Origin of the sequence: Noviherbaspirillum sp., assembly GCF_036563305.1 — a bacterium.
Classification (GTDB): domain Bacteria; phylum Pseudomonadota; class Gammaproteobacteria; order Burkholderiales; family Burkholderiaceae_D; genus Noviherbaspirillum.
In genome coordinates, this window is record NZ_DATCMQ010000012.1 from 18,801 (window position 1) to 38,652 (window position 19,852).

Below are 19,852 nucleotides of genomic sequence, written 5' to 3' on the forward strand. Positions count from 1 at the left end.
ACACCGCCTGCCATTCGCACGAGATTTGAAATGAGCAAAGAAAAAATCCAGTTCAACCGCCCCTACATGACCGGCAAGGAGCTGTACTACATCGCCGAGGCAAAATTCGGCAACATGCTCGCGGGCGACGGTCCGTTCACCAAGCGCTGCCACCAGTGGCTGGAGCAGCAGGCCGGCTGCAGCAAGGCGCTGCTGACCCACTCCTGCACGGCCGCGCTGGAGATGGCGGCGCTGCTGCTCGACATCCATCCGGGCGACGAGATCATCATGCCCTCGTTCACCTTCGTCTCCACGGCGAATGCGTTCGTGCTGCGCGGCGGCGTGCCGGTGTTCGTCGATATCCGCGAGGACACGCTGAACCTGGACGAGCGGCTGATCGAGGCGGCGATCACGCCGCGCACGAAGGCGATCGTGCCGGTGCACTATGCGGGCGTCGCCTGCGAGATGGACACCATCCTCGCGATCGCGGAAAAGCACGGGCTGAAGGTGGTCGAGGACGCGGCACAGGGCGTGATGGCCAGCTACAAGGGCCGGCCGCTCGGCAGCATCGGCCATCTCGGCGCATACAGCTTCCACGAGACGAAGAACGTGATTTCCGGCGAAGGCGGCGCGATCCTGGTCAATGACCCGCTGCTCGCACAGCGGGCCGAGATCATCCGGGAGAAGGGTACGGACCGCAGCCGGTTCTTCCGGGGAGAAGTGGACAAGTACACCTGGCAGGAAGCAGGCTCCTCGTTTCTTCCGGGCGAGCTGATCGCCGCGTTCCTGTGGGCGCAACTGGAGGATGCGGAAGCGATCACCCGCGACCGGTTGCAGGCTTGGGACCGCTATCATGCCGCGCTCGCGCCGCTCGAGCAGCGCGGCCTGCTGCGGCGTCCGGTCGTTCCGGCCGACTGCCGGCACAATGCGCACATGTACTACGTGCTGCTTTCGCCGCATATCGACCGCCAGGCGGTCCTGTCGGAACTGAAGCAGAACGACATCTACTCGGTGTTCCACTATGTTCCGCTGCACTCCTCGCCAGCGGGCCGCCGCTTCGCGCGCACCCACGGCGCCATGGAAGTCACCGACACGCAGTCGGAGCGGCTGATCCGCCTGCCGCTCTGGGTCGGGCTTGCCGAGGAACAGCAGAGCTTTGTCGTCGATACGCTCGAGCGTGCGATGCGCTGAGCGGGCACGCGAAAACACCTCCCTTCGCCATCGGCCGCGGGCGGGCCGGATCATGCCGCCCCCGCAACTTGAGCTGCAACAACAGGTCTGTTCAAGCATAATGTCCGCAGGCATGCCGGCTTGCACCCCAGCTTCGGGGTTCGCTGTCCGCCATCGCACCCCGCCCTTCCAGGAGAACCGATGTTGCAAGACCTCAGCCTGCGCAAAAAACTCTATTTCGGCCTCGGCGCAATCGTCATCCTGCTGCTCCTGCTGCTTCTGAGCACCTACAGCAATTACCGCAAGCTGAGCGACGCCAACCAATGGGACCGCCACACCCTGCAGGTTCTGCTGAGGAGCAATGCCGTGGAGAAGACGCTGCTGGACTTGCAGGCGGAGTACCGCGGTTTCCTGCTGACGGGTGAGGATCGCTTCCTGGGGCGGGTGAACGGCAATCGGCGCGAACTCGACAACCATTTGCAAGAACTGGGGCGCCTGGTCGCCGACAATCCCGTCCAGCGCGCACGGGTACAGTCGATCGAAAAGTTGGGCCAGTCCTGGCTCAATGACGTCGTCGCACCGCTGATCGACAAGCGGCGCAGCCTCGGAAGGACGGCGACAGCGCCTGACCAGATTGCCCGCGATCCGCTGCTCGCGCAGGGCTTCCGGCACATCGACGACATCCACGGGCTGGTGGAGCAGATCAACACGGAAGAGAATCGCCTGCTGGCCGAGCGCAGCGCAAGCGCCACCGAACTGAACCGCTCGATGCTGACGCTGATCGTCGGGGGTGGCGTCGCCTGCGTGCTCGCCGCGCTGGCGATCGCCGTCCTGCTCGCCCGCTCGGTGGTGCCGCCGCTGCAGAACCTGACCGGCGCGGTCAACCGGCTGGCGGCCGGCGACCAGGATGCGCGCGCCGAGGTGTTCGGCAAGGACGAGATCGGCCAGGTGGCGGTGCAGTTCAACCAGATGGCGCAGGTGATCATGGACATCCAGACGCGGGAGCGCGAGGCGACGGCGCTGCTGCGCGAAAAAGTCGACTCCCTGCTGGAGGTGGTGAGCAAGGCGGCGGCAGGCGACCTGACGGGGCGCGTGACGGTGTCCGGCAGCGATGCGATCGGACAGCTGGGCAGCGGCCTCGCACGCATGTTCGACAATCTCCGGGTGCTGCTGGACCGGGTGCAGAAGGCAGGCATCCAGGTGGCGACCTCGACCACCGAGATTGCCGCTTCCGCGCGCCAGCAGGAATCGACCGGCGTCGAGCAGGCGCAGACCAGCGTGGAAGTGCTGAGCACGACCAAGGAAATTTCCGCCAATACGGCGCAGCTGCTGAAGGCCATGGAGGAAGTCACGCAGGTGACGGAGCGGACGTCGGCGGCAACGCTTGCCGCCCATGGCGGACTCGGCAGGATGGACCAGGCCATGCAGCGCATGGTGCGCGCCACCGACGCGATCAACGGCAAGCTGGCCGCGCTGTCGGAGAAGGCCAGCAACATCAACAATGTGCTGACGACGATCACCAAGGTCGCCGACCAGACCAACATCCTGTCCCTCAATGCAGCGATCGAAGCGGAAAAAGCCGGCGAGGCCGGGCGCGGCTTCTCGGTGGTCGCGACCGAGATCCGCCGGCTGGCGGACCAGACCTCGATCGCCACCTGGGACATCGAGCAGATGCTGAAGGAAATGCAGTCCGCCGTGTCTGCCAGCGTGATGGGCATGGACAAGTTTTCCGAGGAAATCCGGCGCAGCGTGGAGGAGAACCGTGAAGTCGGCGACAGCCTGAAATCCGTGATCGACCAGGTGCAGAAGCTTCCTCCGCGCTTCGACATGGTGCTGGAGGGCATGCATTCACAGGCTGTCGGCGCGTCGCAGATCAGCGAGACGATGACCCAGCTGAACGAGGCGACGCAGCAGGCGGTCGATGCCCTGAGGGCGACCAGCGAGGCGGTGCAGCAGTTGCAGTACGCCGCGCAGGACCTGCAGGCGGGGGTCTCCAGCTTTGCGGTTCACATGTAGGCTTGCGCAAGCATGCAGTTCCTGATTTTCCATCTTGGCAAGGACCGATACGGCGTGCCCCTCCGGGACGTGCGGCGGGTGCTGCCGCTGATGGAACTCAAGCGGCTGCCGCATGCGCCGGACTTCGTCGCCGGCATCATGAATCTGCACGGCGCGCCGGTGCCGGTGATCGACCTCTGCCGGCTCGCCTGCGGGAAGGATTGCGAGGCGCGGTTCGACACCCGCATTCTGCTCGTCGATTTTCCATCCGCCGATGCCGTGCTGCCCCTCGGACTGGTTGCCGAAGGCGTGAGCGGCGTGCAGGACATTGACCCGGGCGCCTTCGCCGCGCCGGGCATCCGCAGTCCCGACGCGCCATGGCTGGGCAAGGTCAGCACCGGGCAGGAGAACATGGTCCAGCTGATCGCACCGGCGCTGCTGCTGACCGAACCGGTGCGCGCAATGCTCTATCCGCGAGGCGAGGCAAGCCGGTGACCACGCAACATCTCGACAGGCTGCACAGGCTGATCAGGCAGCGCACCGGCATCCACATCGCTCCTGAAGCGCTGAACGCCGCCCTGCGACGGCTTGCCAAGGAAGAAGCGACCGGCGATCCTGCCGGCCACGTGGCGCACCTCTTGTCCGACCCCGATGCGCTCGGCGCACTGATCGATCTCCTGGTGGTTCCCGAAAGCTGGTTCTTCCGCGACGAGGAAGCGTTTGCGGCGGCCTGCCGGGCGGTGGCCGGGCGGACCGCCGTGCATCGGCCAGTGCGCATACTGAGCGTGCCCTGCGCCTGCGGCGAGGAACCCTATTCCCTGGCCATGGCGCTGCTCGACGCCGGCATCGCCCCCCACGCTTTCACCATCGACGCGATGGACGTCAGCCCCCGGGCGATCAGGCGCGCCGGCGAAGCCGTCTACGGCCGCAACGCATTCCGCACCCGCGACCTGGGTTTCCGCGACCGTCATTTCAACCCCGTCGGCGACAGCTATGCGCTGCAAGAGCACGTGCGGAGCATGGTGCGCCTTGCCTGCGGCAGCCTGCTCGACCTGGACATCCCGGATGCCGCGTTGTGCTACGACCTGGTGTTCTGCCGCAACCTGCTGATCTATTTCGACCCGCCGACGCAACAGCGCGCCGTCGCCATCCTGCACCGGCTGCTGCGCGACGACGGCATGCTGTTTACCGGGTATGCGGAAGCGATGAGTTTCAGCCAGCATGGTTTCCGGCGCCTGCCCATCCCGCGCGCATTTGCACTGGCAAAAGCGGGCGCGCCGCCGGTGGCACGCGCATCTCCAATGCCGGCGGCGCCGGCGACGTCCCGCCCGCGCCGGCGCCGCCCTTATATGCCGGAGGTGCCGCCAGTGCAGGCGGCGCCGGCAAGGCCACAGCCGTCGGCGCGGCTGCCCGACCCGCCGCAGCCGGCGCCTGCCGAGATGCTGGCGCGGGCCCGCCTGCTCGCCGACCGGGGCGAGACCCGCGCCGCCGCCGACGCCTGCCGCGCTTGCCTGCGTCAGTCGCCCGACGGCGCCGAGGCATGGTTCCTGCTCGGGCTGCTGAGCGAGCGCGACGGCGACGACGGCCTTGCCGCGGATTGCCTCAGGCGCGCGGTCTATCTCGACCCGACCCACTACGACGCGTTGTGCCATCTTGCGCTGCTGGCAGAACGCCAGGGCGACCCGGCACAAGCGGCACGCTGCCGGGCGCGGGCCGGCAGGGTGTTCGAGCGCCTGGCTGCAGGACGAGAGGAACGATGAGCGCGATCGACGATTGCTGGAACAGCAAGGGCGTGCGCGGCGACCGCAGCTGCGAACGCCTGCGGCAGCACGCCCACTGCCGCCATTGCGAGGTCTACGGGGCCGCCGCCGGCGAGGTGATGCAGCGTGCGCTGCCCGAGGCGTACCGCGCCGAATGGGCCGCGCATTTTGCGCTTCCGGAGGAAGTGGAGCGCGACGACGAGGCGGCGGTAATGATATTTCGCATCGGCCAGGAATGGCTGGCGCTGCCCGCATCGGTCGCCGTCACCGTGACGGAACAGACCAGGCCGCGGCGACTGCCGCATCGCAACGAGGGCATATTGCAGGGCGTCGTCAACGTCCGCGGCCAGATCCGGCCCTGCATCTCGCTGGCCGCACTGCTGCCGTCCGGTGCGCCATCCCCGGCCGCGGGAGCTGCCGGTTCGCGCGCCTTTCCCCGGCTACTCGCGGTACAACTGCAGCAGCAGGCGTACGCGCTGCCGGTCGACGAACTGCTGGGCATCCACCGCCATGCGCCCGCGGACCTGCAACCGGTGCCTGCAGCCGCCAACAAGGAACTCTACCGCTATGTCACCGCCATCCTGCGGGTCGACCGAATGTTCGTCGGCTGCCTCGATCCGGCGCTGCTCGGACGCAAGCTTGCGAGCGTGCTGAAATGAGCGGCGACGACAAGGACTACAGCAGCATGTCGCTGCATGCGCTGTTCCGCGGCGAAGCCGAGGGACAGGCGCACATCCTGACCGACGGGCTGCTCGCCCTTGACCGCAATCCCGACGACCTTGCCGCGATCGAGCCGCTGATGCGCGCCGCGCACTCGCTCAAGGGCGCGGCACGCATCGTCAACCTGGAGCCCGTCGAACGCCTTGCCCACGTGATGGAGGACTGTTTCGTGGCGGCCCAGAAAGGCAGGCTGCGGCTGACCAGGACCAGGATCGATCGCCTGCTGGCCGGCGTCGACATGATCGTGCGCATCGCTTCCGTGGACGAGGCAGAGACGGCAGGATGGATTGCACAGAACAAGCCGGCGCTGGCCAACCTGCTCGCCTCGCTGTACCAGGCGGCCGACCCGGCGGCCGATCTCGGCGGGTCGGGCGACCAGGCGGATGCACCCGCTCCTGCCCCGGCGCCCTCCCCGTCGCCTCCCCCTGGGGAACGTATCGCTGCCGGCGCACCGGGCCCGGCCGACGACACGGCGCCGGCCGGCGAAGCGGTGCTGAAAGTCAGTTCGCGCAGCTTCGACCGCCTGCTGTCCCTCGCCAGCGAGGCGCGCGTCGGCGCCCACGCACTGCAACCCTACCTGCAGTCGCTGCAGCGTTACAAGCAACGGCAGCAGGACATGTTCGCCGCGTTCGAACAGTTGCGGCAGACCTTGCTCGCCGGCGCATCGGGCGACATCGTGCTGGACCGGCTGGCGCTGCTGCAGCAGCGCGTCGCGCCGCTGCGCGAAGAACTGGCAGCGCGCATCGCCGAGTTCGAGGCACATGAAAGGCGGCTGCTGAGCGTGGCCCGCCATACCCTCGACGAAGTGCTGGCCCTGCGCATGCGGCCGTTCGCCGACGGCGTGCGCGCCCTGCCGCGCATGGTGCGCGACCTCGCCCGGAGCCTCGGCAAGGACGCGCGGCTCGAGATCGGCGGGCGCGACACCCTGGTCGACCGCGATGTCCTCGCACGAGTCGAGAATATCCTGAACCAGTTGCTGCGCAACGCGGTCGACCACGGCATAGAGCAGCCGCAGCAGCGCGCTGGCGCCGGCAAGCCGGTGCAGGCGGCAATACGCCTGGAAGCACGGCACAGCGGCGGCATGCTCGTCATCCAGGTCAGCGACGACGGCGCTGGCGTCGACCTGGAACGGGTGCGCGGCAGGATCGTCGAGCGGCAGATGGCCAGCACGGCGATGGCGGCGGCGATGAGCGACGCCGAACTGCTCGATTTCCTCCTGCTTCCCGCCTTCAGCCTGAAGGAAAGCGCGGGCACCGTGTCGGGACGCGGCGTCGGACTCGACGTGGTGCAGGCCGAAGTGCGCGCGATGAACGGTGCGCTGGCGCTGTCCTCCCGGACCGGCAGTGGCTTCACGGCAGAAATTACCCTGCCGCTGTCGCAATCGATCGTGCGTACGCTGGTGGCGGAGGTGGCGGGCGAGCCGTATGCGGTGCCGATCGCCCGCATCGAGCGCGTGCTCCGACTCGCCGCCGCCGACATACAGACCCTCGAGGACAAGCAGTTCTTCGCCATGGGCGACGAGCATGTCAGCCTGATCCCCGCCGCGCAGCTGCTGGAACTGGGCGAGGCGCGGAGCGCCGCCGACGGGATCCCGGTGGTCGTGATCGGCACGCCGCAGCGGCGATATGGTCTGGCAGTCGACGCGATCCTCGGCGAACAGAGCCTCGCCGTGCAACCGATCGAACAGGTGTTCGGCAAGCTGCGCGACGTCAGTGCGGCGGCGCTGCTGGACGATGGCACGCCGGTGCTGATCCTCGATGTGGCCGACATGATCGCGGGCATAGAAAGACTGGCGGCCGAAGGCGGCTTCGGACGCCTGCAACGTGGTAACAGCGCAGCGGAGCGACGCCGCAAGCGGGTGCTGGTGATCGACGACTCGCTGACGGTGCGGGAAATGGAGCGCAAGCTGCTGCAGGCGCGCGGCTATGAGGTCGACACCGCCGTGGATGGCATGGACGGCTGGAACGCGGTGCGCAGCAACGACTATGCGCTGGTCATCACCGACGTCGACATGCCGCGCATGGACGGTATCGAGCTGACGGCGCTGATCAAGGCCGACGGCAGGCTGCATGCGCTGCCGGTAATGATCGTGTCGTACAAGGACCGCCCGGACGACCGCGCGCGCGGCATCGATGCCGGCGCCGACTACTATCTGACCAAGGGCAGCTTTCATGACGAGACGTTGCTGGAAGCGGTGTTCGACCTGATCGGGGAAGCCGCGCCATGAGGATAGGAATCGTCAATGACGTGCCGCTGATCGCCGAGGCGCTGCGACGGCTGGTCGCCGGGCATCGGGAACATCAGGTGGCCTGGGTCGCCCGGAATGGCGAGCAGGCGATCCAGATGTGCATCGACGACCGGCCCGACCTGGTGCTGATGGACCTGCTGATGCCGGGCATGGATGGCGTCGAGACGACCCGGCGCATCATGCAGCAGTCGCCGTGCGCGATCCTGGTGGTGACGGCATCGCCGCAGGAAAGCACCAATCTCGTGTTCCGCGCGCTCGGCGCGGGCGCCCTCGACGTTGCGGCGACCCCAGTCCTGGCCGGCGATTCCTCACAGGACGGGGCACTGATGACGAAGATCCGCACCATCGGCAAGCTGATCGCTGCAAATGCGCCGGGCACCCGTGCCGCCGGCAATGAGGCGCCGCCCGCCGCGCTGCCCGGCGGGCAAGTCGACACGCTGGTCGCCATCGGCGCTTCCACCGGCGGCCCGGTCGCGCTGTCGCGGATCCTGCGGGACTGGACGCCGCCGCCGAACTGTGCGGCGGTCATCGTGCAGCACATCGACCAGGAGTTCAGCGACAGCTTCGCACGCTGGCTCGGGGAGCAGGTAGCGGCGCCGATCCAGGTCATCGCGCAGGGGCAGCTGCTCGCCCCGGGGAAGATCTACATGGCGAAGACCAACGATCACCTGGTGCTTGCCAACAACCAGCGCCTGGTCTATCGCAATACCCCGCTCGAGTATCCGTACCGGCCGTCGATCGACGTGTTCTTCCACTGCGTCGCCCGGCACTGGCGGCGGCGCGCGGTCGGCGTCCTGCTGACCGGAATGGGGCGCGACGGCGCGGAGGGCCTGCTGGCACTGCGTCGCAGAGGCCACGCGACGATCGCCCAGGACAAGGCCAGCAGCGCGGTCTATGGCATGCCGCGCGCCGCCGCCGAAATCGCGGCAGCCGACCAGATCCTTGCCCTCGACCGGATCGCGGCGGCACTCGGCGAGCACTGCCGGACCTGACGCACTCCTGATGCGCGTCATTGCGGAAGAGCGCCCGGTTTGACCCGGCCGATTGCCGCCGTGACATCTCATCGCCGCCGGACCGCGACCGACGGAACTTTGTTCCGCCGGCTCTCGTCTTATCATTCGTGCAACTCCACTCACTTTCCGGACAACCACTTTTCATCCCGGCCACTCATCGCCCTCCCCGGGCCACTTGCTGCCGGGTCTTGTTCCATTGACCCGCGCGATGCCGCCCGGAGACGCGCACATGCACCCGCCCAGCCGAACCTCGCACCGCTACCATGCGTTCGCCCGCGCGACAGCAATCGCGCTGGCGGCCGGCGCCCTGCTGGTGCTCGCGGCCTGGGCGGTCCCCATCCCGTCGCTCGCCGCCGCCCTGCCGCCCTGGCTGCGGGTGGAATCGGCGGTGGCGCTCGGCCTCCTGCTTGCCAGCTTCGCGTTGCTGCCGTCCGCCGCCGGTCCGCCCCAGGGGCTGCACCGGGCAGCCGCGCATCTTTCCGCCGCCGCCGTCATTGCCCTCGGCGCCGCCTCCCTGTACGAATATCTTGCCGGGCACGACACGGGCGTCAGCCGCATCCTGCTCACCGATGGCGGACGCATGTCAATGATCAGCGCCGCCGTCTTCGTCCTGCTCGGCATCGCACTGGTCCTGCGCATCGAGAACGCCAGGCCGCGCGCCACCGAGCTGCTGACCCTGGTCGCGGCGCTCAACGCTTTCGTTCCCGCGATCGGCTACCTGTACGGCAAGAGCGCGCTCTACGAGATTCCCTACTACGGCATGATCGGGTTGCCGGTTACCCTGGCCTTTCTCCTGCTCTGCGCGGCAATCCTTGCCGCCCGCCCGGAGTGCGGCGCGATGCGGCTGCTGACCAACGAAAGCGCGGGCGGGATCACGGCGCGCCGCCTGCTGCCGGCCGCCCTGCTGCTGCCGGTGCTGATGGAGCGGGTGCAGTTCTGGGGCTTCCAGGCAGGGTATTACGACATCACTTTCGGCATGATTTCGATCACGCTGAGCAGCATGCTGGTGTTCGGCGTGCTGATCGCGTGGACGGCACGCCTGCTGCTCCGGCTCGACGAGCAGCGTGCCGAAGCGGGCGAGGCGCTCCACGAGACGCTGGACGTGCTGGAGTCCAACCTGAATGCCTTGTCGGCGACGAATGCGCGCCTGCAGGCCGAGGCCAGCGAGCGCCGCGCGGCCGAGGAGAGCCTGTTTCACGAGCACGAGCGCGCGGAGGTGACGCTCAACTCCATCGGCGACGGCGTGATCACCACCGATGTCGACGGCCGCATCGTCTACATGAACCCGGCGGCGGAAAACATGAGCGGATGGAAGCTGGCCGAAGCCGGCGGCATGCCGATCCACGAAGTGTTCCGCATCGTCGATCCGATCACGCGCGAGGCCGTCGTGCCGAGCGTCGGCGGCACGCTCGCGGAAGACCGGGTCACGCACTTACCCGCGAACGCGATCCTGATCCATCGCGACGGCAGCGAATCGGCCGTCAATGATTCCTGCGCGCCCATCCACGGTCGCGACGGCCGGGTGATGGGCGCGGTACTGGTGTTCCATGACGTCAGCGCCATGCGCGCGATGTCGCAGCGCATGTCCTGGCTGGCGCAGCATGACGCGCTGACCGACCTGCCCAACCGCTTCCTGCTGCAGGACCGGCTCGCCCAGGCAATCGCGCTGGCGCTCAAGCACCGCACGCGGACCGCGGCCCTGTTCCTCGACCTCGACCGGTTCAAGCATGTCAACGACACGCTCGGGCATTTCATCGGCGACCGCCTCCTCATCGAGATCGCCGCCCGCCTGAAGCGGCTGGTGCGCGACCCGGACACCGTCGCCCGCCATGGCGGCGACGAGTTCGTGGTGCTGATGCAGGAGGCCAGCGATGGCTACCAGGCCGCGCGTACTGCTAGCCAGGTGCTGGCGGCGCTGACCGAGCCCTACCTCATCGAGGGCCACGAAATCCACATGACGTGCAGCATCGGGATCAGCATGTGTCCGGAAGACGGCGAGGACGCGGACACCATCATCAAGCATGCGGAAGCGGCGATGTACCAGGCCAAGGCGCAGGGGCGCAACAACTACCAGTTCTTCATGCGCCGCATCAACGAGCGCGCGATCAAGCGCTTCGCCCTCGAGGGCAGCCTGCGGCGCGCCATCGCGCGGGAAGAATCGGCCCTGTACTTCCAGCCGAAGATGGACATCGCCAGCCGCCAGGTGGTCGGGGCCGAAGCCCTGCTGCGCTGGCATGACCGCAACAGCGGCCCGGTGTCGCCGGCGCAGTTCATCCCGATCGCCGAGGAAAGCGGCCTCATCATCCAGATGGGGGAATGGGTGCTGCGCAAGGCCTGCGCACAGAACCGCAAGTGGCAGGACGCGGGATACAGGCCGATGCCGGTGGCCGTCAACGTCTCGGCGGTGCAGTTCCGGGACAAGCAGTTCCTCGACCTGGTGGCGCGCGTGCTCCACGAAACCCGGCTGCCCGCGCACTTCCTGGAACTGGAGGTGACCGAAAGCGTCACCATGTACGACCTCGAGCTGACGGTCGCGGTGCTGGAGGCCCTCAAGGACATGGGCGTGGGCCTGTCGATCGACGACTTCGGCACCGGTTACTCCAGCCTCAGCTACCTGAAACGCTTCCCGATCGATACCCTGAAGATCGACCGCTCCTTCGTGCAAGACGTGACCACGGATGCCGACAGTGCCGCGATCACCCGCGCCATCATCAGCATGGCGCGCAGCATGAACCACAAGGTGATCGCCGAAGGCGTCGAGACGGAGGAACAGTTCGCCTTCCTGCGCGACGAGGGATGCGACCAGGTGCAGGGGTTTTTCGTCGATCGCCCGCTGACGTCCACCGAATTCGAACAGAAGATCCTGTTGCCCGGCGCCGCCGCCGTGTCGTTTACAGCTGCTCCAGCTCCCACAGGCGCCCGTCAGCCGTAATCAGCGCGGCACGCAGCGCTCTCCCCGGGAACACCGGCCGCGCCGCCGCCAGGTAGCGTTCGAGCTGCATCCGGTAGCCTTTGCGTTCACCGTCCAGCAGGTCGCGCTTGTAGTCGATGATCCAGACCGCGTCGCGGCAGATCACCGCGCGGTCGAAACGCATCAGCTCGCCGCCCGCCAGCACCTCCAGCTCATTGCGGGCGAACTCGAAATGCGCCGGGTTGAAGAAGCGCTCGAGGTCCGGCTGGCCCAGGATGCGCTCTACCTGTCCACGCACCTTCTCGGCCACCGCCTGCGGACAGCGCAGCCAGCTTGCCAGCGCACGGACGCCAGGCAGCCGCGGCGGCCAGGCCGGCAGGCTGGTGAGGCGCTCCAGCAGCGCATGCAGCGCGATGCCTTCCTGGATGGCGGCATTGCCGACCGGTTCGCGCGCTGCGACCGGTCCGGCCGGCAGCGGTGCCGGCCGGAATACCGGGAGCCGGAACGCCGGATCCGGCAGGGCATCCCCGGCGCGGTCGTGCGCGTCCGGCGGCAGGAACGCGGGCACCGCCGACAGGCGGTCGTACCAGCTGCCTTCGATCGAACCGTCGTCCCGCGCACCGCGGTTGCCCTCCACGCCGCTGACGATCAGGATTTCCCGGGCGCGGGTCGCCGCCACGTAGAGCAGGTTCCAGTCCTCCTGCCTGCGGAATGCTTCCTCCGCCGCAAACAATGCATCCCGTGCGCTGCCCCGCTCTGCCGCGCGGCCGAAACAGGAGAAATGCGTGGGCGCCTCGGCATCCTGCGGCCAGTCGCAGAGGATGCCGCAGTCCTCGCGCATCGCCTCGCTGTGGTTGGCGTCGACCAGTGCGACGATCGGCGCTTCCAGGCCTTTTGCGCTGTGGATGGTCAGGATGCGCACCGCATCGACGGCGGCATCCACCGCCGCTTCGTCCGGCGCCTCGTTGTCGGCGCCGCGGCGCAGCAGCCTCAGGGCCTCGATGAACTTCGGCAGGCTGGGGTAGCGGCCCGCGTCCAGGTTCAGCGCCAGCTCGGTGAAGGCAGCGATGTTGCCGAGCACCTGTGCGCGCAAGGCCGGCGCCGCCGCCTGCGCGTAGCGCTCGACCAGCTCGCCCTGGTGCAGGATCAGGTCCAGCAGGTCGTGCACCGGCAGTCGGGGCGCTGCGGTCAGCCAGCTTTCCAGCAGCCGCACTGCGCGACCGAGCGGCGGCGCCAGCAATACGCCCTGCTCCTGCCGGGCCGACAGCAGGCGCAGCCACCAGGTCCTTTCCGCACGCTGGGCCAGCATGACGAGGTCATCGTCGGTGGCGCCGAATACCGGTGACTTCAGCACATGGGCCAAGGCCCGGTTGTCGCCAGGCGTTACAAGAAAGCCAAGCAGCGCAATTAGGTCGGCCACTTCGAGCGATTCCAGCAGCCCGCCGCGCTTATCCGAGATGAAGGGAATGCCGGCCTCCCGCAATGCGGTCTCGTAGGCGCCGAGATGGCTGCGCTTCTTCACCAGCAGCATCGCGTCGGACCAGGAGGCCGGCGCGCCGCGGCGTTCGCCGAGCTCGCGCAGGGCCTGCAGCAGGCCGCGGGCCAGCGCACGGCCCTCGTCGAGCCGGCGCGCATCCTCCTCCTCGGCGCGCGGCGCGGTCAGCGGATCGCGCAACGCCAGGCCGGCATCCGCCGCCTCCGCTTCGGGTGCGTCTTCCGGCGCCGCGGCACGCACAAGCGGCAGCCGCCATACCGCCCCGCCCGCGCTGCCAAGGGTCGTCTGGGGGGCGTAGATCGGGTTGCCGGAGAAGGTCGCGTTGAGCACTTCGATGATCGCGGCCGCGTTGCGGCGGGTCTGGTTCGTGCGCAGCACGTCGGCGCCGCCGGCGGCAAGCAGGTCGCGCGCCGCGGCGAACACGCGCGGCTCGGCGCGCCGGAAACGGTAGATCGATTGCTTGGGATCGCCGACCACGAACACGCTCGGCTTCTGGGCGTCGTCGCCATACGCATGCAGCCATGCGCGCACGATACTCCACTGCAGCGGATTGGTATCCTGGAATTCGTCGAGCAGGATGTGGCGGTACCGGGCGTCGAGCCGGCTCTGCAGGTAGGCGGCATGCGCCTCGTCGGTGAGCAGCCGCCACGCATGCCACTCGAGGTCGCCGAAGTCGAACACCCGCTGCTCCGCCTTCACCGCCTGGTAATGCTCCAGCAGCGCCGGGCCTACCGCGAACAGCGCCGCGTTCTGGGCGAGCACCTGCCGCTCGCAGCTGCGGCGCTGCAGTTGCAGCAACGCCGCGCCCGCTTCCGCGAACGCCTGGTCGAACGCATCCGCGCCGCCAGGGCCGAAATGCGCCTCGAGCACGGCCAGCAGCTTGCCGCGCCGGTTGTCGTTGCCGCGCAGGACGCCCTTGTCGTCGAAGAACTGCGCCAGCAGGCGGGCAAACCGGTCGAGGCCGGGTCCGTCGGTGATCGCCGATTCGATCGCGACCGCACGATCCTGGTTGCGCTTCACCCCCTGGCCAAGCAGCGCCGCGATCGCCAGCAGCCGCCCGCGCAGGTCCTCGTCCTCCCACAATGCAAGGCGCGCATCCCGCTCGCCATCCTCGCCGCACAATGCGCACAGGGCATCGTACGGCGCCTGCGGATCGTGCCGGGACGCGGCCCACCATTCGGTGCGCCGCTCGATGAAGGCGTCCATCAGGCGGCGGGCATTGCTGTCGCCCGCGATCCGGTAAAGCTGTTCCAGCGCCTCGCGCAGCGGCTGCTTGTCCGTCTCGCGCAGCGACTGCATGAAGCGCCGGTAGGCGTCGCTCATCAGTTCGCCGACCGATTCGGTCAGCGTGTACCCGTGCGGCACGCCGGACGACAGCGGCGCAATCTGCAGCAATCGGGCAAACCAGCTGTGGAAGGTGTCGATCGACAAGCTCTGCGGGCTGGCAAGCACCCGGTCGTACAGGCGCCGCGCCATCGGCAGCGCGCGTGCCAGTTCTTCCTCCGGCACGCCGCGCTCCAGCAACAGGACGCGCACCTCGGCCTCCGGCTGCAATGCCAGGTCGCTGAGCAATTGCAGCAGTCGCTCCCGCATCTCCTGTGCGGCCTTGCGGGTGAAGGTAATGGCCAGCAGCTGGGCGGGCTCGCATCCGGCCAGCAGCAGGCGCAGCATGCGCGCCACCAGCAGCCAGGTCTTGCCGCTGCCCGCGCATGCCTCGACAACAACCGAGCGCGCCGGGTCGCAGGCAATGCGGGTGAACCGCAGCGCGTCCACTGCCTCTCCGTTTGCCTCGTAGGCGCGCGGCGCGCCCGCCTGGTTCCGGTTCGTCATGCTCACCATGCCCCCTTGCGGCACAGGCCGCGCATCTCGCAATAGGCGCAGACCCGCTCGATGCCGCTGGCCGGCAGCGGCGCGCCCGCGCCGATGTCGCGCAGCGTGGCGACAATGCGTTCCTCCAGCAGCGCCTGCCACTGCCTGAACTGTTTCGCCTCGGCGTCACCGGTCTTGTCGCGCGTCAGTTCAAGCGCGACATAAGTCCCCGCGTGCACGGGCAGGTCGGACAGCAGGCCGTAGAACGCGAGCTGGTGATCCTCCGCCTCCTTCAGCTTTTCGCGCAGGGACTGCACGTTGCGCGTCTTGTAGTCGAGCACCGCGCGTTCACCCTCCGCGTTCTCGTCGATCCGGTCGACATAGCCATGCAGCGTGATCTGGCCGCCGTCCCAAAGCAGGATCTTCTCGAAATGCTGTTCGCCGATCAGGAAGCGCCAGCCCTGCGCTTCACGCGCATTGGCCCACTCCAGGTAGGCCGGCATCGCCTTCTGCCAGCGCGTGTAGTAGCCGAGCGCCGCCCCGCCCTGCGACAACGCTTCTGCGAACACCTCCTCGGTGATTGCCTGCAGCAGCGGCGGCCGGGCTTCGGGAGGAGTTGGCTGTTCACGCAGGCGTTCGTGATAGCGGCGCAGGATGGCATGCAGCCATTCGCCGTAGTCGCGCTTTTCCGGCATGTCCGACAGCTCCTCCAGCACGTCCAGCTTCAGCATGCGGCTGGCAAAGAACTGGTAGGGACAGGCAACGAGGCTGTTGTAGCCGCTCGCCGACAGCTTGCGCGGCAGCAGTTGCGGCGCGCACGGGGCCGGTGGCTGCGGCGCTGCATGCTGCAGCCTCGTCTCGGCGAGCGGAGCGACATGCGGCGGTATGCGTCCCGCCGCCGCCCGCGCCAGCACCAGCTGCAGACGCTCGATCCAGTTGCTCACCGCGTTGGGCTCGCCGTCGCGCTGCGCCTGCCATGACAGCACGACCTCGGGACTGGACGTCAGCAGTTCGGCAAAGTCGCGCAGCTGCATGCGCTGCATCTGCTCGCGCGTGGCGAGGCCCAGCTCGCGTCGCACGCCATTGGCAAAGAACAGGGTTTCATTCAGCTGCGACGGCAGGTGCGCGGCGTCGGCCCCCACCATCAGCACCGCGTCGAAGCTGCGCAGCTGCGCGCCGTTCAGCTGCAGCATCACCACGCGGCGGTCGACATGCTCGGGCACGAACGGCGTCGACTCCAGCTGCAGGCTGAGGAAGGCGCGCCATTCCGCAAACGAGAACGGATGGTCCATCTCGGCGCAGTCCTGCAGCAGCATGTCGAGCAAGGCGATGACCTGGGCACCCGCCGCGTCGGTTTCCATCGCCTGCCGCATGCCGAGCGCCTCCAGCACCTTTCCGGTGGCCAGCCCCCACTGCCCGAGCGTCCTGCGTCCAGCCAGGCTGCGCGCCTGCTCGGCCACCAGGGCAAGCAGCGCGCGGGCTTCCGGCAGCGTGTCCAGCGCCGCCAGCGCGGCATCCCATCCGCCCGTCACGTTCCGCCGCAACAGTGCCCGTTCGATCTCCATCACCCGGTCGGCCTTGTCCGTGCGCTGCGCCAGCAGGCACGGCGCCTTCAGCAGGTCGAGCAGCGCGGCGGTCTCGGCGTGGGTGGTCACCACGTCCAGCAGGGCCGCCAGGCCGGCGGCGCTGCGGGTGGTCGAGAGCTTCCAGCCGGTCTCGTCGGCCACGAAGACCTCCGCCCGCTCCAGCAATGCCCGCACGCGGCGCGCGACGACCCGGTCCTGCGCGATCACCGCAACACAGCCCTTGCCGGCGGCCAGCCAGTCGACCACGGTCTGCGCCGCATGCTGCGCCTCCGCCTCGAGGCCCCCGGCGGCATGCAGGGAAAGGCCCGGAATCAGCGTGACGTCGCCGGCGGGCGGGCGCGCCGGGTCAGGGTCGAGCATCTCCTCCCAGCCCAGCGCGAAGGCGGGGGCGACTGCGTCCGCATGCCAGTCGAGCGTGACCGGCAGGACCGGACGGCGCTGGGCGTACGCCTGCAGGAAGGCTTCCTGCAGCGGCTCCGGCCGCGCCGGGTGAATCCATACGAGGGGAGCGTCGGCGTTCTCGGCCAGGCGCAGCATTTGTTCGAAGGACGCCGCCAGCGGGTCATGGCGATCGAGCTGGGTCTTCCACAGCGTCCACACGAGCTGCGCCTCGTCCGACAGCAGCTCGCGCACGGGCGGCGGCAACTGTTCCAGCGCCGACTCCCAGCGCTCGTCCGCCGCGGCGCTCTCCAGCCGCATGGCGGGCAGCATCGCGGCGCTCAGTTCATCGAACAGGGTCAGCAGCGTCTGCGCCAGCGGCAGGAGGTCGGTATTGCGGCGCGCGGTGAACAGCTTCTTCAGCCAGGCATGCTGGCGCAGCTCGGCATAGAGCGACATCATGCGCTCGCCCCGCGTCGCCGAGGCCGACTCTCCTTCCTGCGGCGGCAACAGCGACAGCCAGGCCGGCAAGGTCGTGATGCGCGGCGGGATCAGCGGCTGCCGCGCCTCCGCGCCGAGTGCCGCCTTCAGCGCCTGGGCGTGGGCGAACCCCGGGACAAGGACCCGGATCTCCGACAGGTCGCTCCCGCGGCGTGCGGCGGCGAGGTGATGCGATCCGAGCAGGATGCGCGCCACCTGGGGCCAGAAGCCGGGGCCGGGAGGGATCAGGAGCGGGTTGTTCAGCATGTGGAGGGCAGGTGATCCGGGCAGGCGCTCATTTTATGTGAGCAAGGCCCGAAATTGCGGGGCAAACCACACTTTTCATGAAAATGGGTTATGATTTACCAACTTCCCGCCGCACCACGTCTTGCGGGCACCGTCCGCCTTGAATTCACGCACGACGTCTCCACTTGCCTGTTGCAATCCCGGACACAATCGCGAGGATTGCGCAAGTGCCAGCAGGCGCCTGTTTACACCTTTGAACCTCTTCCGGGGAAACCATGAGCGACAACATTAAATACATCACCGATGCATCGTTCGATACGGACGTGCTGAAATCCGACAAGCCTGTCCTGGTCGACTTCTGGGCCGAATGGTGTGGTCCTTGCAAGATGATTGCGCCGATTCTTGAAGAAGTGGCAAAGGAATACGACGGCAAGCTGCAAATCGCCAAGATGGATGTTGACGCCAACCAGCAGGTGCCTGCAAAATTCGGCATCCGCGGCATCCCGACCCTGATCCTTTTCAAGAACGGCGTGCCCGCAGCGCAGAAAGTCGGCGCAATGGCCAAGGGCCAGCTGACCTCGTTCATCGACAGCAACATCTGATGATTGGCGCGGCGGTACTCCCGTACCGCCGCTTTTGTTTTCCTGACTGACTCTTTCCTCGCAGTTCCCTCCCCCACCTTTATTCATCCCATCCCGGGACTTTCACTATGCATTTATCTGAACTCAAGCAGCTCCACGTCTCGGCCCTGCTGGACATGGCGATCGGCCTTGAAATCGAGAACGCGGCCCGCCTGCGCAAGCAGGAGCTGATGTTCGCCATCCTGAAAAAGCGCGCCAAGGGCGGCGAACAGATCTTCGGCGACGGCGCCCTCGAGGTGCTGCCCGACGGCTTCGGCTTCCTGCGCTCGCCCGATGCGAGCTACATGGCGTCGACCGACGACATCTATATCTCGCCCTCGCAGATCCGGCGTTTCAACCTGCACACCGGTGACTCGATCGAAGGCGAGGTCCGCACCCCGAAGGACGGCGAGCGCTACTTTGCATTGGTGAAGGTGGACAAGGTCAACGGCGAACCGCCGGAGGCATCGAAGCACCGCATCCTGTTCGAGAACCTGACGCCGCTGCATCCGAACAAGCCGCTGCACCTCGAGCGCGAGATGCGTGGCGAGGAAAACATCACCGGTCGCATCATCGACATGATCGCGCCTATCGGCCGCGGACAGCGCGGCCTGCTCGTGGCGTCGCCGAAGTCCGGCAAGACCGTCATGCTGCAGCACATTGCGCATTCGATCACGACCAACCATCCGGACACGGCGCTGATCGTGCTCCTGATCGACGAGCGTCCCGAGGAAGTGACCGAGATGCAGCGCTCGGTGCGCGGCGAGGTGGTGGCATCGACCTTCGACGAACCGGCCACCCGTCACGTGCAGGTCGCGGAAATGGTGCTCGAGAAAGCCAAGCGCCTGGTCGAGATGAAACGCGACGTCGTGATCCTGCTCGATTCGATCACCCGTCTCGCGCGCGCCTACAATACCGTGATTCCGGCCTCCGGCAAGGTCCTGACCGGCGGTGTGGACGCCAATGCGCTGCAGCGCCCGAAGCGTTTCTTCGGCGCCGCCCGCAACGTCGAGGAAGGCGGCTCCCTGACCATCATCGCGACCGCGCTGATCGAGACCGGCAGCCGGATGGATGACGTGATCTATGAAGAATTCAAGGGCACCGGCAACATGGAAGTGCACCTCGAGCGGCGTCTTGCCGAGAAGCGGGTCTACCCGTCGATCAACCTGAACAAGTCGGGCACCCGCCGGGAAGAGCTGCTGATCAAGCCGGACCAGCTCCAGAAGATCTGGATCCTGCGCAAGCTGCTGTACGGCATGGACGAGATCGAGGCGATGGAATTCATCCTCGACAAGATGAAGGCGACCAAGAACAACGCCGAATTCTTCGAGATGATGCGCCGCGGCGGCAGCTGAGGCCGACCCGCCTGATGGCAAAAGGCGCATCTTCGGATGCGCCTTTTTCTTGGGCTTTGCTTTTGCAAATGCCTGATTCGATTGTAT

Annotated in this window: 12 protein-coding genes; 10 read left to right on the forward strand and 2 right to left on the reverse strand. The window is 67.6% G+C overall.

All coding sequences use genetic code 11. The features are described from left to right. Positions 1 to 30 precede the first annotated feature (30 nt). The 8 genes from rffA to VIM12_RS09580 all read left to right on the forward strand — a co-directional run bounded on the left by rffA (position 31) and on the right by VIM12_RS09580 (position 11,817). On the forward strand, positions 31 to 1,170 hold the full coding sequence (gene rffA, locus VIM12_RS09545) for a dTDP-4-amino-4,6-dideoxygalactose transaminase (protein ID WP_331941388.1): 1,140 nt from the start codon (positions 31 to 33) through the stop codon (positions 1,168 to 1,170). A gap of 180 nt (positions 1,171 to 1,350) precedes the next feature. Further along, on the forward strand, positions 1,351 to 3,165 hold the full coding sequence (locus VIM12_RS09550; RefSeq protein WP_331941389.1) for a methyl-accepting chemotaxis protein: 1,815 nt from the start codon (positions 1,351 to 1,353) through the stop codon (positions 3,163 to 3,165). A gap of 12 nt (positions 3,166 to 3,177) precedes the next feature. Next, on the forward strand, positions 3,178 to 3,639 hold the full coding sequence (locus VIM12_RS09555) for a chemotaxis protein CheW (RefSeq protein ID WP_331941390.1): 462 nt from the start codon (positions 3,178 to 3,180) through the stop codon (positions 3,637 to 3,639). Next, on the forward strand, positions 3,636 to 4,904 hold the full coding sequence (locus tag VIM12_RS09560) for a CheR family methyltransferase (RefSeq protein WP_331941391.1): 1,269 nt from the start codon (positions 3,636 to 3,638) through the stop codon (positions 4,902 to 4,904). The genes VIM12_RS09555 and VIM12_RS09560 overlap by 4 nt, the downstream gene beginning before the upstream one ends. After that, entirely contained in the window at positions 4,901 to 5,563 is a 663-nt protein-coding gene (locus VIM12_RS09565) for a chemotaxis protein CheW (protein ID WP_331941392.1), read from the forward strand. The genes VIM12_RS09560 and VIM12_RS09565 overlap by 4 nt, the downstream gene beginning before the upstream one ends. After that, positions 5,560 to 7,851, forward strand: coding sequence for a hybrid sensor histidine kinase/response regulator (locus VIM12_RS09570; RefSeq protein ID WP_331941393.1), 2,292 nt, complete (start codon positions 5,560 to 5,562; stop codon positions 7,849 to 7,851). The genes VIM12_RS09565 and VIM12_RS09570 overlap by 4 nt, the downstream gene beginning before the upstream one ends. Further along, positions 7,848 to 8,864 (forward strand): chemotaxis-specific protein-glutamate methyltransferase CheB, encoded by a 1,017-nt coding sequence (cheB, locus tag VIM12_RS09575; protein WP_331941394.1) that lies wholly within the window; start codon positions 7,848 to 7,850, stop codon positions 8,862 to 8,864. The genes VIM12_RS09570 and cheB overlap by 4 nt, the downstream gene beginning before the upstream one ends. A 250-nt stretch (positions 8,865 to 9,114) precedes the next feature. After that, complete coding sequence (locus VIM12_RS09580; RefSeq protein ID WP_331941395.1) at positions 9,115 to 11,817, forward strand: putative bifunctional diguanylate cyclase/phosphodiesterase; 2,703 nt, start codon at positions 9,115 to 9,117, stop codon at positions 11,815 to 11,817. Here the strand turns inward: VIM12_RS09580 and VIM12_RS09585 are convergent. Together VIM12_RS09585 and VIM12_RS09590 are read right to left on the reverse strand one after the other, a co-directional pair. Next, positions 11,777 to 15,121: a UvrD-helicase domain-containing protein gene (locus VIM12_RS09585; protein WP_331941396.1), complete on the reverse strand. Its 3,345-nt coding sequence runs from the start codon at positions 15,119 to 15,121 to the stop codon at positions 11,777 to 11,779. The two genes, VIM12_RS09580 and VIM12_RS09585, sit on opposite strands and share 41 nt — an antisense overlap. A 2-nt stretch (positions 15,122 to 15,123) precedes the next feature. Further along, a complete protein-coding gene (locus VIM12_RS09590; protein ID WP_331941397.1) occupies positions 15,124 to 17,811 on the reverse strand; it encodes a PD-(D/E)XK nuclease family protein in 2,688 nt (895 codons plus the stop codon). Between the two features lie 254 nt (positions 17,812 to 18,065). Between VIM12_RS09590 and trxA the strand changes: the two genes are divergently transcribed. Both trxA and rho read left to right on the forward strand, forming a co-directional pair. Beyond that, on the forward strand, positions 18,066 to 18,392 hold the full coding sequence (trxA, locus tag VIM12_RS09595; RefSeq protein WP_331941398.1) for a thioredoxin TrxA: 327 nt from the start codon (positions 18,066 to 18,068) through the stop codon (positions 18,390 to 18,392). 107 nt (positions 18,393 to 18,499) lie between these two features. Next, positions 18,500 to 19,765, forward strand: a complete 1,266-nt coding sequence (gene rho / locus VIM12_RS09600; protein WP_331941399.1) for a transcription termination factor Rho — start codon at positions 18,500 to 18,502, stop codon at positions 19,763 to 19,765. The last annotated feature ends 87 nt before the right edge of the window (positions 19,766 to 19,852 follow it).

Excerpts from the sequence above, each read along its gene's own strand:
- VIM12_RS09585 (WP_331941396.1), bottom strand. The coding sequence starts at position 15,121 with ATGACGAACCGGAACCAGGCGGGCGCGCCGCGCGCCTACGAGGCAAAC.
- VIM12_RS09580 (WP_331941395.1), top strand. The coding sequence starts at position 9,115 with ATGCACCCGCCCAGCCGAACCTCGCACCGCTACCATGCGTTCGCCCGC.
- VIM12_RS09570 (WP_331941393.1), top strand. The coding sequence starts at position 5,560 with ATGAGCGGCGACGACAAGGACTACAGCAGCATGTCGCTGCATGCGCTG.
- cheB (WP_331941394.1), top strand. The coding sequence starts at position 7,848 with ATGAGGATAGGAATCGTCAATGACGTGCCGCTGATCGCCGAGGCGCTG.
- VIM12_RS09565 (WP_331941392.1), top strand. The coding sequence starts at position 4,901 with ATGAGCGCGATCGACGATTGCTGGAACAGCAAGGGCGTGCGCGGCGAC.
- rho (WP_331941399.1), top strand. The coding sequence starts at position 18,500 with ATGCATTTATCTGAACTCAAGCAGCTCCACGTCTCGGCCCTGCTGGAC.
- VIM12_RS09550 (WP_331941389.1), top strand. The coding sequence starts at position 1,351 with ATGTTGCAAGACCTCAGCCTGCGCAAAAAACTCTATTTCGGCCTCGGC.
- VIM12_RS09555 (WP_331941390.1), top strand. The coding sequence starts at position 3,178 with ATGCAGTTCCTGATTTTCCATCTTGGCAAGGACCGATACGGCGTGCCC.
- rffA (WP_331941388.1), top strand. The coding sequence starts at position 31 with ATGAGCAAAGAAAAAATCCAGTTCAACCGCCCCTACATGACCGGCAAG.
- trxA (WP_331941398.1), top strand. The coding sequence starts at position 18,066 with ATGAGCGACAACATTAAATACATCACCGATGCATCGTTCGATACGGAC.
- VIM12_RS09590 (WP_331941397.1), bottom strand. The coding sequence starts at position 17,811 with ATGCTGAACAACCCGCTCCTGATCCCTCCCGGCCCCGGCTTCTGGCCC.